Genomic DNA, 17,410 nt, shown 5'->3' on the forward strand with positions numbered 1-17,410 from the left:
CTATCCGCCAATTTGGGCGTTGGTCGGTAGCGACCACTCTCTAACAAAAAAATATCGCGATCGCGGCCTACGGCCGCTTATCAAAAAGAACCCCGCCTAAAAAGGCGGGGTTCGTCAGCAATCTGAAACGCCCTCGGGCGTTTTTTTCTGTTTTAAAGGCACGTAAACTAACTAGGTTACCTATAGGTTGGAGTCGTGTGTGACCGTACTTTCCCGTCCTTTCTTTGATCCTGTGTTTTTAAAACGCTTACTTTTAATTGCGGTACCGATTGCGCTGCAAACCATGATGTTTTCGAGCCGCAGTTTGGTCGATATCCTGATGGTGGGACAGTTGAGTGAAGCGGATGTCGCCGCCATTGGTATTGCCGGTAAAGCGATGTTTGTCTCCTCCTTACTGATTCTCGGCGCCATGACCGGCGGCTCTATGCTGGTGGCACAATATTGGGGCGCGGGTGATCGGCAAGGCTTTCGTGAAAAAACGGCGCTGACTGTGACTTTAACCAATGCCACGGCGGCGTTAAGTGCGTTTGTCTTTTGGGCTTATGCAGATGTCATTGTGGGGTTTGCCAGTGATAATCCCACCGTTATTGCGCTGGGCCAAGACTACTTGCAAATTGCCGGTTTATCCCTGTTTTGTCTGGCCAGTGTATCAGGGTTGGCTGCCGGGCTTCGTGCCATGCATAAGCCAGGGATCAGCACCTTTTTTAGTGGGGTCGGGATCAGTGTCAACGTGGTGCTCAACTGGGTATTTATCTTCGGTAATCTGGGCGCGCCTGAACTGGGCTCGAAAGGGGCAGCGGTGGCGACTGTACTTAGCGGTATGGTTGAGGTTGTTGCCTTGTATGTCTATTTGTATCGCCGTCAACACTTGGTTGCCTTCTCTTTGGCTGATTGGCGTGCGTCATTAACGCTACTCGCCGTAAAGCGCTTTTTATCACTTTCGTTACCGACGGCATTTAATTTTTTAATGTGGTCGTCAGGCTTGTTCGTTTACCACGCGATTATCGGTCACGTTAACGAATCAGGCTTGGCGGCTATTGCGGTTATCACGCCCGTCGAGTCACTTTCACTGTCGTTTTTGATTGGCACCGCCAATGCTGCCGCCGTTTTGGTCGGCAATAACCTTGGGGCGCAACAAACGGACACCGCTTACCACCAAGCCTGGCAGGTGGCGGTATTTAATTTTATTGCCGGCGTGGCAATTGCCTGTTTGATGCTGATGATTCAGCCCTGGGTGTTAAGTTTCTTCCCTGCATTAACGGGTGAGACCGCACAGATCACGGCTTATTTTTACTGGGCGATGTGTGCGTTGATTGTGGTGAAAACGATCCCCATGGCGATGATTGTTGGGGTACTACGTGCTGGTGGTGATGTGCGCTACTGCTTGGGGCAAGATTTTGTTGCACAGTGGCTCATCGGCATTCCTGTCGTATTGGCCGCCGCGGCGGTTTTTGAGTGGCCGGTTTATTGGGTGTATGTGTTGCTGGGAGTGGAAGAAGTGGTCAAATGGATAGGGTCCTTGATTCGGGTGAAGTCAGGCGTTTGGCTAAATAATCTTGTTAATGATGGCTAAGGATAAACGAAATATAAATTGGGAAGCTGCCCATCGGTTTTAACGCTTTTCTCAGCCTCTTAATTGGGGTACATTGCCAAATTAATCAAACAGTGTGACCTAGTTCTCGTTTATTGCTGTTTTTAAGACACTATAAGGGTGTGCATTGGCATGTTAGCAATTAAAGGGCTGTGTAAAGGTTATCAGGATGGGAGCGATTTCCACCCTGTGCTGCAAGGCGCCGCGATGTCGCTGTCGTCGACTAGCCAATTGGCGTTGATGGGCGAAAGTGGGTCGGGTAAAAGTACCTTGTTAAATTTGATTGCGGGACTGGATAAACCCGACAGTGGCGAGATCTGGTTTGACGATACCCCCCTTCACCGATTGAGCGAGGCGGCACGCACGCAGTTTCGACGTCAAAACATCGGCTTGATCTTCCAACAATTTAACCTGCTTCCCACCCTCTCTATTGCGGATAACATTCGCTTTTGTCGCCAATTAAAAGGCTTGAAAGAGGACGGTTGTCTGTGGCGACAAATTGTCTCTCAGCTTGATTTGATGCCATTGCTCAATCGTTACCCAGAAGAAGTGTCTGGTGGTCAACAGCAGCGCGCCGCCATCGCACGCGCGTTATATATGTCGCCCAAACTGCTACTTGCCGATGAGCCAACGGGAAGTTTGGATGAGCGTAATGCGGACGCGGTGATGCGCCTGCTTATCACGCTAACCGGTCAGCAGGAAGCTGGGCTGCTATTGGTGACACACAGTGATACCGTGGCCAGCTACTTGCAAGGTAGTGTGGGGCTACAAGGAGGCGTGCTCAGTGTTCGGGCCCGTCGCTAGCGCTTTATGGGGGCATTATCGCCGCCATCCGTTTCAAGTCTTTCTCGTCTGGCTTGGGTTAACCCTGGGGGTCTCTTTGCTGGTTGGCGTGTTATCGATAAACCAGCATGCGCAGCAAAGCTATCGCCAAGGTGCACAGCTTTTTAGTAATCCGTACCCGTTTAGCATTCATCATACCGAGCGAACACAGCGCGTGCCGCATGCTTTTTACATTGGCTTGCGCCGTCAAGGCTTGACGCAATGTGTGCCAATTGATCGTCTCGACGTTGTGACACCGTCACTTAGCGATATTCATCTGATGGGAGTGGATGCGATCGCGATGCTGCCATTTATCGCGAATCAGCGTACAGATGACGCCCCCTCATTGTCTCCCATGGATGCCATTTCAGTGCCTTATCCTGTCTATGTAGGAGAAGCCATGGCTGAGCACAAAGGCTGGGAAGAAGGGCAAATGATCGATTTGCTGGATTACCCGCCGATCGGCCCTTTGCGTATTATCGATAATGATGCGCTGAGTATGGGCACCTACTTGGTGGCGGATATGGCGCTACTGCGGAAGCTTTCGCCTCGTACTGGGTTTACCGAGGTGTTATGCGGGGATTTGTCTCAAGCGGAACGACAAACGATTCGTGACAATTTACCTTCAGCCTTGACGCTGACCAAAACCCAATCAACCCAACTAGGCCCACTGACCCGCGCTTTTCACTTAAATTTGCTTGCGATGGGATTGTTGGCCTTTGTGGTGGGGCTGTTTATTTTTTATCAGGCGATTTCCCTTTCCATGACCCAGCGCCAGCCCTTGGTCGGTACCCTTCGGCAGCTAGGCGTTGATGGACGCCAGCTTTCTGGTGTTATGGCGACAGAGTTATTACTTTGGGTGCTACTTGGCGTGGTCAGTGGCAATGTGTTGGGTATGTTGCTTGCCAACCAATTACTCCCCGCGGTTGCTACGACCTTGTCTGATTTGTACGGCGCAGATATCACTTTAGTCATGCATTGGCAGTGGCAATGGGGACTCTACAGTTTACTCCTCGCTATTTTGGGGGCGGCGATGGCATCCGCTTGGCCGCTGGTGCGCTTAGTCAGCACCTCACCAGGGCGCTTATCGCAACGGATGACCTTGATGCGTGGCACACATCGAGAGTATGCCGTGCAGGCGATTTTAGCGGTGTTGCTTGGCGTGGCGGCGTGGGGCGTATCGTATTGGGAGACCAGCCAATGGCAAGGCTTTACCTTGATTGCCTTTACCATGTTAAGTGCTGCTTTAGCGCTGCCTTATTTGTGTGGCTGGCTGTTTCATGCCAGCGCAGCAGCCTATGCGGGCGCGCGATGGCGATGGTTTTTCACCGATGCGGCGGCAAGTTTAAGTTACCGTGGTGTGGCGGCGATGGCATTTATGCTCGCGATTTCGGCGCATATTGGTATGGAAACCATGGTCGGTAGCTTTCGCACCAGCACTGAAACTTGGCTACAGCAGCGCTTGGCTGCGGACGTTTATGTTCGGCCGAGTCATGCCGCTCTCGATGAGATGGAAACATGGTTGGTCAACAATAAAGACGTGGCGCAATTTTGGACCAACTACCGGCGTGAGCTGACGGCAAACCAAGGACGGCTTGAAGTGCTGTCGGTAGGAAACCGTCCGTCTGAGAAACAAACGTTGGCGATGAAGGCGGCTCAGCCTGATTATTGGGCACAAGTGCACCAAGAGCGTGTCGTATTACTCAGCGAGGCGTTAGCGGCTAAATTTGGCGTGGGCGTGGGGGAGAGCATCAATCTTCCTGCGCCGATGGGCGAGCGCTGGCAGGTCGCTGGGATCTATTACGATTATGGTAACCCCTACGGCCAGCTTGTGGTGTCTACACGCAGTGATGCGGGACAATGGCTAAAGAAAGGCCGATCATCACTGGCGGTGGTCTTGAATCAGGACACGCAAACTGAGCAATTCGTTGATCGCATCAATCACCGTTTTTTGCTGACCACCGGGCAGGTGCAAAACCAGGCGGATATCATGCGTTATGCAATGCGTATCTTTGATCGCACGTTTACTGTGACGGAAAGCTTGTGTGCACTGATGTTGGTTGTCGCGATATGTGGGTTGTTCTTTTCGACCTTGGCGACTGAGCTATCGCGCCAACGGCAATATAGCTTGCTACGTTACCTTGGCCTGTCAGGGCGTGAGCTCATTGCGCTCGGGGGAGGACAGTTAGTGTTGCTTGGTCTCACCAGTGCGCTGATTGCTATCCCGTTGGGGCTTGTGCTGGCGGGCATGTTGATCCATGTTGTCCTGAAAGCATCGTTTGGGTGGACCATGACCATGAGTGTCTTCCCGATCAGCTATGCCACCACGATCGGGCTATCCATGTTGGCGCTTATGGTCGCAGGGGCTTGGCCTGTTTATCGCATGCTAAAACGCACCGCGGCGGCGTCGTTGCGTGATGCGCAGTAAAAAAGAGGCAGTGAAGTGATTCAGCGATGGAAGCGGAAAATGATACGTTCATTGTTAGGAGGCGGAGTGATCATCGCGCTCGGCGCGCTGGTATGGTGGGGTCAGCAGTCCGCATCGTCTCCTGATACCAGTGGAAATTTTGCCGTTTTTGATTCGCAAAGTGGCTTTGCCCCTGTAACCCCAGACCATACGCCTTCCTATCCCCAAGACATGGCGGCACACTCAGGCTTTGCTACTGAATGGTGGTATTTGACCGCGACCTTAACCGACGCTAGTGGACAAGCGTATGGCGTGCAATGGACATTGTTTCGCCGCGCATTAGCACCGGATCGTAAAGAAGGATGGGCGAGTCAGCAGCTGTATATGGCGCACGTCGCTATCACGAGCGATGGTAAACAATGGGAGTCGGAGCGCTTTGCCCGTGGTGGGATTGATCAAGCGGGAGTGACGCTGTCACCTTTTGAGGCTTGGTTAGACGACTGGCAATGGCAGGGCGGTAAACAACCTTTTCCTGCCAATGTGCGTGCAATGTGGCCTGCGCAAGGTAAGCAAGTAGGCTTTACGTTGGAGGTGCGCGAAAATGGACAACAGGTCAAGCACGGTGAAGAGGGATATAGTGTCCGTCATGCCAGTCAGCCGTCGGCTTCGTATTATTTTTCTTTGCCACAGCTAACCGTCAAGGGTGTGCTAACCATTGCGGGTGAAACCATTCCCGTGACAGGAAAAGGCTGGTTTGATAAGGAGTGGTCGAGTGGCGCGATGGCCGCCGAACAAACGGGATGGGATTGGTTTGGGCTTAACTTAGATGATGGCCGTGCGTTAATGGTTACCCAAATACGCGGCACCGAGCCGTTTATGTTTGGTTCATTACTGTTTCCTGATGGCCGAGTCGTGACGCTGAGCCAGGATGATATTCGTATGCTGCCGGTCAGTCATGCCAAGATGGCGGAGGGCGCTAACTTGCCGATTCGTTGGCAGATCAAAGTGCCCAGTGAGGACATTAGCCTTATCACTCAACCACTTAACCCACAGAGCTGGATGGACTTGAGTTTTCCCTATTGGGAAGGGCCTGTGGAAGTGCATGGCAGTGCCACAGGCCGAGGCTTTATGGAAGCGACAGGCTATTAACCCAGCCCGACCCAGGCTTGTGTTTGATGGGGGCGCCAAATCGGTTGGCGTTCAACCGTGATAACCCCAGGATGGTTGTCTCCTTGCGCGGCCGACACCGCGAGACTGAGCGCCGCGTCGCTAATTGCTTCAAATTGTTGAGGGAGAGACTGCACGCCGAAAGGAAGAAAATCGAGGATGCGGCTATCACCAAAGGTGGCAAAATACAGTGCAGTAGGGGCGATACCTGTTTGCCTAATGGCGTCCAGCACCCCTTCACACAGCGTGAAGGACGTGGTGAGCAAAGCATCGGGTAAGTCACCGGCTTCAATCCATTCTGTCATGAGCCTTTGTCCCTCAGCACGGCTGAAAGCTTGGCCGTAACGCACTTGTCCATCTACGCCTTGTGCCGCTAATGCACCACGAAAGCCGTTCTCCCTGTCTTGTGAGATGGCCAGCGATGGGACGGCCCCAATCAGTCCTGCTTGATAGACATCCGTTGGTGCAATTAACATCTCGGTGAGCTGGTAAGCGCCTTTTTCATCATCACTTAGCACATTCGCGAATTGGTTGGCATCCAGCCCGCGGTCAATGGCAACGATGGGAGTGCCTTGCTGTTGTAATTTGGGGTAGAAGGTATTATCTGCAGGCAAACAAGAAGCGACGATTAACGCATCAATTTTCCTGGAGACGAGGGTCTCAGCCACTATTTTTTCTCGTTCTGGGTCGTCATCAGAGCCGGTGATAATAACCTGATAGCCCTGATCGTGGGCTTTTCGTTCAAAGAGTTTTGCCAACGTGGCGTAACTGGTGTTCGCCAAGTCAGGAACGACTAAACCAAGCGTTTGTGTGGTGCCTGCACGCAAGGCTGTGGCGGCGCGGTTCGGCTGATAATTGTGTTGTTCGACCACCGCCATCACGCGTGCTCGCGTTTTTTCACTGATCCGATAACGGTCGGCTTTGCCATTAATCACATAACTTGCCGTTGTGCGTGATACACCGGCAAGACGGGCAATTTCATCAAGCTTCATAAAGCGATCCTTAAGTAGGCCGATCGTTACTGATGGCTTTGTGAATGCGATCAAAGTTTACGCACTTCAGATCCATAATTTATTTGCATTATAAGCTAAAACGATTCAGCCTTAAAGCTGAAAGGTTTCAGCTTGTGTCAATTATTGGCGGCTGATCTCAAGATGCTGTAAAGACGATGCGGCTTATCTCTTCCGGCGCTTATAAGTGGAAGAGATTGACCAAACGCCGGGAGCAACGTCTATCGCTTTACTTAAAAGCTGAATCGTTTCAGTTTTTAGGTAAAGCGAATGTGGCAAGTCAAACGCGAACACGGCCAATGACCGGTGACTTGCGACCAACCAATATGTCCGCCATGTCTAAGTGATACTGATGTGGCCGACGACAACATCAACCCGTGCCGCGGCACTGAAAAAAGAGGAACGACCTCATGTTGGCACTTAACGTACACGATATTCATATGCAGCAACACGCGGCGTCTAAGCACGAGGCTATCAAAGCCATGGCCGCAGCACTCACCCAAAAAGGGCTAGTCGAAGCGGGCTATCAAGACGGTATGCTGGCGCGAGAAGCCCAAACCAGTACCTATCTGGGCAACGGTATTGCCATCCCGCATGGCACAACGGATACCCGCGATCAAGTTAAACAAACAGGGGTACAAGTGTTTCATTTTCCCCAGGGTGTTGACTGGGGAGAGGGAAACCTCGCTTACGTGGCCATTGGTATCGCCGCTAAATCAGATGAACACTTGAGTATCTTACGTCAGTTGACGCGTGTGCTGTCACAAGACGGCATAGAGCAACAACTAAAAACGGCGTCGGCGGCAGAGCAACTGGTTGCTTTGCTCAATGGGCAAACGGCGGATACTCAGACCTTCACGTTTAGCAGCGACATGGTGTTAACTGGCTTTCCAGCGTCAGATATCACCACCTTGCAAGCCGTGGGCGCGGGATTGCTCAAAAATCATCACTGTTTAGATAGCGATGGCGTAAGCCAAGCCGTCGCTGGCCAGCCGGTGCACCTTGGTGAAGGGCATTGGTTGCTCGGTGTGGGAGACGGTGTGCTGCAGAGCGGGTTGTCGTTGGTGATGCCTGCGACGTCATTGTCTCACCAATCCCTGTCGGTCAGTGCGCTTTGGTGTGTCGCAGCCAACAACCGTGCGCATCTTCCTGTGCTCAATACCTTGATGCAATGGAAGCTTGATAAACAACTGGCGGAATCTGGCCGTTACTCGCCACAAGCGCTGGTTGATGCGTTGTCTGCTGAACCCGCCCCTGTACAACCTCATACAGCGGCGCCGTCTGAAGCGTCCACCGCAGAGGGGCCAACAGGCCTGTATACGGTGACGAATGCGCATGGTTTGCACGCTCGTCCTGGGGCGATGTTGGTCAATACGGCGAAAAAATTCAGTGCTGATATACAGGTTGCCAACGCTTCCACCCAGTCGGAGCCGGTTAACGCAAAAAGCTTGATGAAAGTGATCGCGCTTGGGGTGAAACATGGGCACCAGTTACAGTTTTCCGCCCAAGGAAGCGACGCCGAACAAGCGATTGCGGCACTGGGTGATGCTATTAAAGATGGGTTGGGAGAGAACGCATGAGTGCCATTCTGACCGTAACCTTCAATCCCGCACTCGACATGACAGGCTCAGTGAGTGCGTTGCAGCCTGGTGATGTCAATTTGGTGCAAAACTATACACTGCACCCGGCGGGAAAAGGCGTCAATGTCGCACGTGTCTTAACGGATTTGGGCGCGACGGTCGCAGCGTCAGGTTTTCTTGGCGCAGATAACCAAGACCCGTTTGCCCACCTTTTTACCGAGCACGGCATTGCCGATCACTTTTTGCGTGTGCCGGGCGTTAGCCGCACCAACGTCAAGCTGGTTGAAAAAGCGGGACGTGTCACTGATTTGAATTTTCCTGGTATGGCGGTTGAACAGGCCGATATTGAGGCATTGACGGCGCGCTTGCTTAGTCTGGCTGAGCACCATGAGTGGATCGTGCTTGCGGGCAGTTTACCTCCCGGTGTCTCGACCGAGCAGTTGACCACTTGGATAACCACCTTGCGCGATGCAGGGAAAAAAGTGGTTGTTGATACCAGTCAGCATGCCTTACGCGCAGCCGTTGAGGCAACCCCTTGGTTGGTTAAGCCTAATGAAGCTGAACTGGCTCAATGCCTCAACGCGCCGATTAGCAATGAGCAAGCCGTGTTGCTGGCGCGCGGTGAGCAATTGTTTAACCAGGGGATCGCGAATGTGGTTATTTCTCGCGGCGTCGATGGGGTGCTTTGGCGCGATAAGGAAGGCTGGCTTAAGGCTGTGGCGCCTGAGCAATCAGTGGTGAGTACCGTTGGGGCGGGGGATTCTTTAGTGGCAGGGCTGGTATCAGGATGCCAGGCCGGCCTAAGCAAAGAGGCGGCGCTGTGTCGCGCGGTCGCTATCTCTGCGCTTGCTGTCACCCAAGTGGGGGTCGGTGTGCGCAATCGTAAAGACGTGAACCAATTAATCGAAAAAATCAGCGTGTCGCCTGTTGAGCTGTCAGTGCACGCGTAATAAAACCAATCCATGAGTGGGGTAAAAGGTATGAATCTGGTGATTGTGACGGCGTGCCCAAGTGGCGTCGCCAATACCGTTATCGCGGCTGGCCTGTTAGAAAAGGCCGTGATGTTAAAAGGATGGACGGCACAGATCGAGTGTCAGTCCAGTGTACAACCAACCCAGGCGGTATCGACAACTGATATTGAAAACGCTGACCGTGTTCTTTTGGTGGGGGAGCCAAAAGAGTCGGCTCGCTTTAACGGCAAGCCTGTCTATCAAGCAAGCTTGAATGAAGTGATGGCCGATACCCAAGCAGTATTGGATGCCGCCGCGAATCATGCACAGCCGTATCACGCGCAGACTCAAAGCGAGAGCAGCACCGTCAGCATTGTGGGTATTACGGCGTGTCCTACCGGTGTTGCGCATACCTTTATGGCGGCGGAAGCGGTTGAAGAAGCGGCTAAAGCGAAAGGTTATCAGGTAAAAATTGAGACACGTGGCTCGGTAGGTGCGAAAAATGCATTAACAGATGAGGAAATTGAAGCGGCGGATCTCGTCTTTATCGCGGCGGATATTGAGGTCGACTTGAGCCGGTTTGCGGGTAAACGTTTATACAAAACCAGTACGGGCACGGCGTTGAAAAAAGCGTCGCAGACGATCGATGATGCGCTTGCTAACGCAGAGGTCTATCAAACAACGCAAGCGAGTTCATCGAACAGCAGTGCTAACCAAGGTGAACGTACCGGTGTCTATAAGCACTTGATGACAGGCGTATCACATATGCTCCCTCTGGTCGTCGCCGGCGGGTTGGCTATCGCGCTCTCGTTCGTCTTTGGCATCGAGGCGTTCAAAGAAGAAGGGACGCTTGCGGCGGCATTAATGCAAATTGGTGGCGGCAGTGCATTCGCGCTGATGGTACCGGTATTGGCCGGGTTTATTGCCTTCTCAATTGCAGATCGCCCTGGTCTGGCGCCCGGCTTGATTGGTGGTATGCTTGCCGCGTCTACCGGTGCTGGGTTCTTAGGGGGGATACTGGCAGGTTTTATCGCCGGTTACAGTGCTAAATTTGTGGCAGACAAAGTCAGTTTGCCGGCCTCAATGGAAGCCCTTAAACCCATTCTCGTGATCCCTTTATTAGCCAGTTTGTTTACCGGTTTGGTGATGATCTATGTCGTGGGCGGGCCTGTCTCTGTTGCCATGGAAAGTCTTACCAGCTTCTTGCAGGGTATGAACTCGACCAATGCGGTGATCCTTGGCGTCGTTTTGGGCGCGATGATGTGCTTTGACCTTGGCGGTCCCGTCAACAAAGCGGCGTATACCTTTGGCGTCGGCCTGATTGAGAGTGGTACCTATATGCCGATGGCAGCGATCATGGCGGCAGGTATGGTGCCGGCGCTAGGGATGGGGCTATCGACGTTCTTAGCCAAGCGTAAATTTAATGATGCAGAGCAAGAGGCGGGTAAAGCATCGTTTGTGCTTGGGCTGTGTTTTATCTCGGAGGGGGCGATTCCATTTGCGGCCAAAGACCCAATGCGAGTGATCCCATCGTGCATCGCAGGTGGTGCACTGACAGGTGCGATATCTATGCTAATTGGTGCAAAACTGATGGCGCCACACGGTGGCCTCTTTGTGCTGTTGATCCCGAATGCAATCAGTCCGGTGTTGATGTATTTAGCCGCCATTGCCGCAGGTACGCTGGTAACTGGTTTGGTTTATGCGGTGCTTAAGCCCGTCAGCCAACCGTCACCCTTGACGGCGGCTGAACAATCTTAACCTTACATTGAGTGACGGACACGTAATAAAAAAGGCCCATCAGGGCCTTTTTTATGGCGGTAAAACGGGTTAAGAAAGCGCTTCTGGCTCGGGAACCATCGGATAGCGTACTCCCATCATTTGTTCCATGCAGTGAACAACCTGGCAGCTGTAGCCAAATTCGTTGTCATACCAGATGTATAGCACACAACGGTTTCCCTCGGCGATCGTCGCTTGGCTGTCCACCACGCCGGCAAAGCGCGATCCCACCAAGTCACTTGATACCAACTCCGTCGACTGGGTAAAGTCTATTTGCCCAGAAAGTGGTGAGTACAAGGCCACATCTTGCAAATAGGCGTTGATTTCGTCTTTGTGAGTTGGGTTATCTAAATTCAGGTTGGCGATAGCCATGGAGACATTTGGCGTGGGTACACGTACAGAGTTCCCCGTTAACTTACCTTTTAGCGCAGGCAAAGCTTTCGCGACCGCACTGGCGGCACCGGTGGACGTGAGAACCATATTCAATGAGGCAGAACGACCACGGCGATCGCCCTTGTGGTAATTATCAATGAGGTTTTGATCATTGGTAAACGAGTGAACTGTCTCAATGTGTCCGCCATCAATACCAAATTTATCGTGCATGGCTTTGAGCACGGGTGTGATTGCATTGGTGGTACAGCTAGCGGCAGAAATAATTCGATCATCTTCGTTAATCACGTCATGATTAACACCGAATACGACATTTTTAAGTTCGCCTTTGCCCGGCGCGGTGAGTAGCACCTTCTTGGCGCCTTTGCTGTCAAGGTGTTGACGCAAGCCTTGTTCATCACGCCACATGCCTGTGTTATCGACCACCAGTGCATCATGAATACCGAATTGGGTGTAATCGACTTCTGTTGGGTTATTGGCATAAATGACTTGGATAAAATTACCATTGGCGATCAACGCATTGCGTGATTCATCAACGGTAATGCTGCCATTGAATGGGCCGTGGACAGAATCGCGACGCAGCAGGCTGGCGCGCTTTTCCAGGTCGCCTTCTTTTCCGCCACGCACCACGATCGCGCGTAAACGTAAGGGATAGCCGGGACCGCTTTTTTCAATCAGTAAGCGCGCGAGTAAGCGACCGATACGACCAAAGCCATAAAGTACTACGTCTTTAGGGTCGACTCGATTACCCGTTCCCAATAAATGCCCCAATTGGTGATGTAGAAAATCAGGAATGCCGTTCTCACTGTCATGCTGTTGCCAGTAGGTCCATGCGAGCTGACCGATATCGATTTTACTGGGAGCAAGATCTAATTCAGCCATCACTTCGATCAACGGCAACGTTTGGCTGGGCGATAAGGTGCCCCCCGTATAGCGGCGCGCCACGCGGTGTGCCTTAATGATATCAATGGTGCTAGCGTTGATCAGTTGACGACCGAACAGTTGAATTTCAACGCCTTTTTGGCGGTAAAGCTGGCTAAGCAGCGGATACATGGTTTCAGAGTGAGTTTGACTGGTTTGCCAATCGAGTAGGTAGCTTTCTGGACTCATGAATCGACCTTTTTCACGAATGATAGTGGGTGGGCAGGGTGCCCAGTAGGGTATTTGGCTGATCGTCGCCAGCCTTTTGATTTTGCCGCGCAGTCTAAATGATGCGGAATTATTCACCTACTAAAAAAAAGTGGGCAGAGATAAAAACTTATGAGGGCGAGAGGTGGGGAAACGACGACCACAATATCTATCAAATGTGATCAAGATTGTAACTCATATGAAACAAATCAAATTGGGCACTTATAACTGTGAAGTGCTGTGTCCGTTGAATTGTCTTAATAATCGTCAAGAAAAAAGCAAGCAAAGAAGAAAAAACACAAGTTACACTCGCCTTTGCAGCGAAGCGTTACAAATCGATAGCAACTTGTGTTTATGTCTTAGCGACAGTAAGAGGAGAGAGGTTTAAATCCCTAGTTCGTCAAGTAAGTCATTACTACCGCTGTCTTTTTTATCGCTTTTGTCGTTAGACTTTTCTTCTAATTGGCGAACCGTTTCTGCTTCCAGAATGGAATCAGGATCAACCTCTTCCCCTTCTTCAAAGTCCTGAAGCTGAATAAATTCGGTACGCTCCATGGCAAGCTCAAGATAGAAGATATTGTTGTGCTCAGTGGTAAAGCTCACGCGGCGCGCTTGTGGCTTGTCGATGTTGCTATCGACTGACACCGTAAGATTTTTGTTGACCGCCATCATCTTCGGCTGGTTTTGGGTGATAGAGGTTTGGATTGAACGCTTAACCTTACCGGTGAAATCGCCAATAATCTGGTTCATGAGCTCACCGAGCACATCGCCCACTTCATCTGCGGTGTGTAAGCTGGCTAACTCTTCTTCGGGGATCCCCATATGCTGCATGTAATTGCGGTAAATTTCTAACGCCGCGGCGGAGGAGAAGTTGATTACAACAAGGCCAGAGAAGCCACCATCAAACAGCACAAAACAGCCGAGGTCAGGCTTGAGGCTGGTTTTGGCAATCTTTTGTACCATAGCAGCATGGTGTACGGGAGAGTCAGTCGCTTTGGTTAATACTGCCGTGGCGGACTGACACAGTTTGAGCAGAATGTCCTCGGAGGTGACTACTTTGGTTTTTCTCATTATTCACTACCGTCATGGTTGATAAAACTTACTGTCAGTGTGGCACTGGATTGCGCGATTTGTACACCGATTTTCCGGATATCCGGATAAGGGATCACATTCATCTGTCTGTGACCGCGTATATTGGGTCATTGAGGATCACGCGGTAATACCTCCAGCAAATGATCAAGTACCGTGTTGATACGGGTTAATGCCTGAACAAGTGCTTCTGTTTGCTGGTTGTTAGCGGCTTGTTCGGCCTCAAGACAGGCTTGGTGAAGCGCTGTCGCACCAATGCTGCCTGCGGCAGATTTTTGTTTGTGTGCCGCCTCTTTTAATGCTTGCCAGTGTTCAAAAGGCGGTTGCGATTGCGCGAGGGCGCGTAGGCCAGGGACGCTACGTTTGAGGAAAACATTCACAATGTCTTGATAGGCGTGTTGCTGTCCGCCATATAAACGCTCAACCACCGTTGGATCGAGTATAGATGGCGCGTCGGCGCTGGCTGTCACAGGGGATGGAGTAGGTCGCGTCGTCGCGTGTGGACGGTTAATCCAATAGGTTAAGCGTTCGTCAAGCGGATCCAGCTCAATGGGCTTGGTAATGTAATCGTCCATGCCTGCTTCAAAACACCGTGTTTCTTCACCACTGAGCGCATTGGCGGTAATGGCGATAATAGGCACCCAACCCGATGCCCCTTGGATCTCGCGTAAAGCCGCGGTGAGCGCATAGCCATCCTTGTTGGGCATATGGCAGTCGGTCAGGACAAGATCCACCTGATGGTGTTGATACGCTGTGAGTGCCTGGTCACCATCATCCGCCATCACCACCTCATAGCCAAGATAATGGAGTTGCTGGGTGAGTACCTGTTGGTTCGTGGGGTTATCCTCTGCGACTAAAATACACCCGCGAGTGCGTTCGGGATCTCGTGCTTTGGCTTCTGCCTCGTCAGGAAGAGGCAACATAGCGTCAGATTCCGCCAACATACTGATATCGGGACTTTCAAGCCCAAGGCATACTCGTAGACCGTGGACCAGACGACGATAGGTTAATGGTGAGGCAAACAGCTCTACGATGCGTTTATCAGGGTGGGTTGCCAGCGATAAGGTATGTTTGAGCGCAATCACATGATCGACCGCGCGTTCAGCGATTAATGTACTTGGCTCGGCGTGGGTGGTAATCAATAACCGGTGTGTGGCCAGTTGCTTGTCCATTTTCGACGGCGATGAATCATGGTGATAAGCGATATGCAAGTGCTCCAGATAGCGGCACACCGCGTGATTGAGTGCGTCTTGAGGAATATGCACTGCAACTGATAATTGTTGCGCATGCTCGCGACTAATCGGTCGCTCTGCAGGTTCTGCCAATGGGTTTACCGTATAATCGATACGCACGGTAAATCGTGTGCCGTTTCCCTGCTCACTCTCAATGTCAATCTCACCGCCGAGGAGATCGATAATATTCTTACAAATGGCTAAGCCGAGCCCTGAGCCTCCAAACTCTCGGGTGGTAGACGACTCCGCTTGGCTGAATGGCTGGAAGATAGTGTCGAGTTTATCTGGTGCAATGCCGATCCCGTTATCGGTGATGGTAAACACCAGCTGTGCTTTTTGCGCCTGAGGGTTATCTATCGCGTCAATATTAACTGTTACAAAACCAGGCTGACGGTGCTGGCCACCAGAGAACTTAATCGCATTACCAACCAGATTAAACAGCACCTGTTTTAATCGGTTGGGATCGCCCACCAGTTGATCGGGGAGGTGAGGGTTAATGAATAGTGACAGTGTCACCTTTCGCTTATTGGCATGATGGCTGACGGTGTCCATCACTTGCTCTACGGTGTCGGACAAAGAAAAGGTGACACGTTCAAATTGCAGCTTTCCGGCCTCGGTGCGTGAAAAGTCGAGGATGTCGTTAATGATGGAGAGCAGAGAAAGAGCGGATTCGCGCACCGTGCTAATCAGGCTTTGCTGAGAGGGCGTTAACGACGAGCGACGGAGCATATCGAGCATCCCAATCACACCATTCATTGGTGTGCGGATTTCATGACTCATGGTGGCGAGAAATTGCGCTTTGGCGCGAGAGGCACTTTCTGCGCGCTCTTTTTCGGCCATTAATTGCTCTCGAGCCTGATTACGAGAAATGATATGCGCACGAAATATCACCAGACCATGGGCGATCTTACCAACTTCATCCGTCCGATCTTGAAAATTACTGGCCGGTGGGGTCATATCGCCAGCCACTAGGCGCTGCATGGAATCGGCGAGTTTGGCAATCGGCTGAGTGAATGTGCGGTAAATATAAAAGTACATCGCGCCACTGACGAACAAGATAAAAATCAGTAAATAGCCAAGGTTGAGCTGATTTGAGTGGAGTATTGAACGCAAATCAACCATTGAGCGGGTAACCACTTTTCCTGTCTGTTGTGCGAACGTTGAGAGCGCATCCTCAAGCGCTTGGTATTCTTGATCACTCAAGGTTCGCACTGCGGTCATGGCGCCGACTTTGGCACTGGGCTGATAGTTATTAAAAATGGCGATACCACTGCGCTTTAAACTGGTGAAATGGTGGCGGATGTTGGACAGTTTTTTCAATGAGGCAGGGTCGTTGAGCTCGAACTGCGCCAAGGAAAGATAGCGCTCGAATGTTGCCATATCTTCCATAAAGCGTTGTCGGCTACTTTCTCGCCCATCTAGATATTGGTTAAGCTCAGTCAGCATATCGCCATTTTCATCGACCAGCTCATCAAGGTATTGCAACACGGCCAGGTTATCGGGCTGTGTGAGCGATTGTGAGGCCTTTAATTCGGCAATCAAGTTATCAATCGGTCGCACCACATCAATGGATAGTCGCATTACCTGTTTACGTGCCCATTGCTCAGCGACCGGATCAAACTCTGTTAAGACTTTTTGATGAGCGATACGTTGAAAGCGCTCATAAAGCTGGCTGATCAATGAAAGTCGCTGCTCTGCGTCGGGTTTTACCTCACGTAGGCGAGCCAGCAATTGTTCAAAGTCTTGCTGACTTTCTAGAAAAACCGCGAGTGATTCATGACGGCCCATGACATATTTGAGCATGCTGGCATTCATATCACTGGCGGCACGCTGCATGCGCATGGTGATAATTGCGCTCGGGATTTCTTGATGAGTGGCGCGGCCAACATCGCGGTTGACGCGCTCCTGCATGATGTAGCTCGAGACTGACAGGCCCAGCACCATCAAGGTGATGAAGGTCATGATCAACCCAATCTTGCTGACGATACTCTTACCAAATGGGCGAGGGTGATTTACCTTCATGACGATTCCTACATCCTTGTCAACGATTGATTTGGGCGTGATCCGTGTTAAATTGCGCGTTGTGTTGTTTGCTTTCATCACAGTGAAGCCAGACTATACTGCAAGGAGACTGGCGTCAGTCGTTTGTATGATTTGACGTTGCCACTCGGCCCCCTTATTCGAGCCAGACTAAAAGGGAAGAGGACGATGTGAGCAGACACCATGTCATAGAACGATGATCAGTTTATAGTATACAGTGCGCTAAGC

General features: G+C 51.5%; 11 protein-coding genes. 7 read left to right on the plus strand and 4 right to left on the minus strand.

Translation table 11 applies throughout. The features are described 5' to 3' along the window. Window positions 1-199 precede the first annotated feature (199 nt). The 4 genes from EHW58_RS05035 to EHW58_RS05050 all read left to right on the plus strand — a co-directional run bounded on the left by EHW58_RS05035 (window position 200) and on the right by EHW58_RS05050 (window position 5,969). Complete coding sequence (locus EHW58_RS05035; RefSeq protein WP_370517130.1) at window positions 200-1,573, plus strand: MATE family efflux transporter; 1,374 nt, start codon at window positions 200-202, stop codon at window positions 1,571-1,573. Between the two features lie 150 nt (window positions 1,574-1,723). Further along, the gene (locus EHW58_RS05040) at window positions 1,724-2,395 is read left to right on the plus strand and encodes an ABC transporter ATP-binding protein (RefSeq protein WP_046073188.1); all 672 of its coding nucleotides are present in this window, start codon (window positions 1,724-1,726) and stop codon (window positions 2,393-2,395) included. Then, the gene (locus tag EHW58_RS05045; protein ID WP_370517828.1) at window positions 2,376-4,841 is read left to right on the plus strand and encodes an FtsX-like permease family protein; all 2,466 of its coding nucleotides are present in this window, start codon (window positions 2,376-2,378) and stop codon (window positions 4,839-4,841) included. Before EHW58_RS05040 ends, EHW58_RS05045 begins: the two co-directional genes overlap by 20 nt. A gap of 39 nt (window positions 4,842-4,880) precedes the next feature. After that, window positions 4,881-5,969, plus strand: a complete 1,089-nt coding sequence (locus EHW58_RS05050; protein ID WP_152795117.1) for a lipocalin-like domain-containing protein — start codon at window positions 4,881-4,883, stop codon at window positions 5,967-5,969. Here the strand turns inward: EHW58_RS05050 and cra are convergent. After that, complete coding sequence (cra, locus tag EHW58_RS05055; protein ID WP_046073190.1) at window positions 5,966-6,979, minus strand: catabolite repressor/activator; 1,014 nt, start codon at window positions 6,977-6,979, stop codon at window positions 5,966-5,968. The genes EHW58_RS05050 and cra overlap by 4 nt on opposite strands. Window positions 6,980-7,407: 428 nt before the next feature. Here cra and fruB point away from each other — a divergent pair, with 428 nt between their 5' ends. The 3 genes from fruB to fruA are packed head-to-tail and all read left to right on the plus strand — an operon-like array spanning window position 7,408 to window position 11,285. Then, the gene (gene fruB, locus EHW58_RS05060; RefSeq protein ID WP_152795119.1) at window positions 7,408-8,577 is read left to right on the plus strand and encodes a fused PTS fructose transporter subunit IIA/HPr protein; all 1,170 of its coding nucleotides are present in this window, start codon (window positions 7,408-7,410) and stop codon (window positions 8,575-8,577) included. Then, the gene (gene pfkB / locus EHW58_RS05065) at window positions 8,574-9,527 is read left to right on the plus strand and encodes a 1-phosphofructokinase (RefSeq protein WP_152795121.1); all 954 of its coding nucleotides are present in this window, start codon (window positions 8,574-8,576) and stop codon (window positions 9,525-9,527) included. The genes fruB and pfkB overlap by 4 nt, the downstream gene beginning before the upstream one ends. A 30-nt stretch (window positions 9,528-9,557) precedes the next feature. Continuing rightward, window positions 9,558-11,285, plus strand: coding sequence for a PTS fructose transporter subunit IIBC (gene fruA / locus EHW58_RS05070; RefSeq protein ID WP_077606173.1), 1,728 nt, complete (start codon window positions 9,558-9,560; stop codon window positions 11,283-11,285). A 69-nt stretch (window positions 11,286-11,354) separates the two neighbouring features. On the opposite strand, the gene EHW58_RS05075 is transcribed toward fruA, so the two are convergent. The 3 genes from EHW58_RS05075 to EHW58_RS05085 form a co-directional block, all read right to left on the minus strand. Next, the gene (locus EHW58_RS05075; protein WP_046073194.1) at window positions 11,355-12,803 is read right to left on the minus strand and encodes a glyceraldehyde-3-phosphate dehydrogenase; all 1,449 of its coding nucleotides are present in this window, start codon (window positions 12,801-12,803) and stop codon (window positions 11,355-11,357) included. A 402-nt stretch (window positions 12,804-13,205) separates the two neighbouring features. Then, complete coding sequence (locus EHW58_RS05080) at window positions 13,206-13,892, minus strand: DUF3334 family protein (RefSeq protein ID WP_152795123.1); 687 nt, start codon at window positions 13,890-13,892, stop codon at window positions 13,206-13,208. 128 nt (window positions 13,893-14,020) lie between these two features. Further along, window positions 14,021-17,164, minus strand: coding sequence for an ATP-binding protein (locus EHW58_RS05085; RefSeq protein WP_194163205.1), 3,144 nt, complete (start codon window positions 17,162-17,164; stop codon window positions 14,021-14,023). Window positions 17,165-17,410 lie beyond the last annotated feature (246 nt).

The sequence above is a fragment of the Salinivibrio sp. VYel1 genome, from assembly GCF_009377945.1.
In the GTDB taxonomy this organism is placed as follows: domain Bacteria; phylum Pseudomonadota; class Gammaproteobacteria; order Enterobacterales; family Vibrionaceae; genus Salinivibrio; species Salinivibrio siamensis.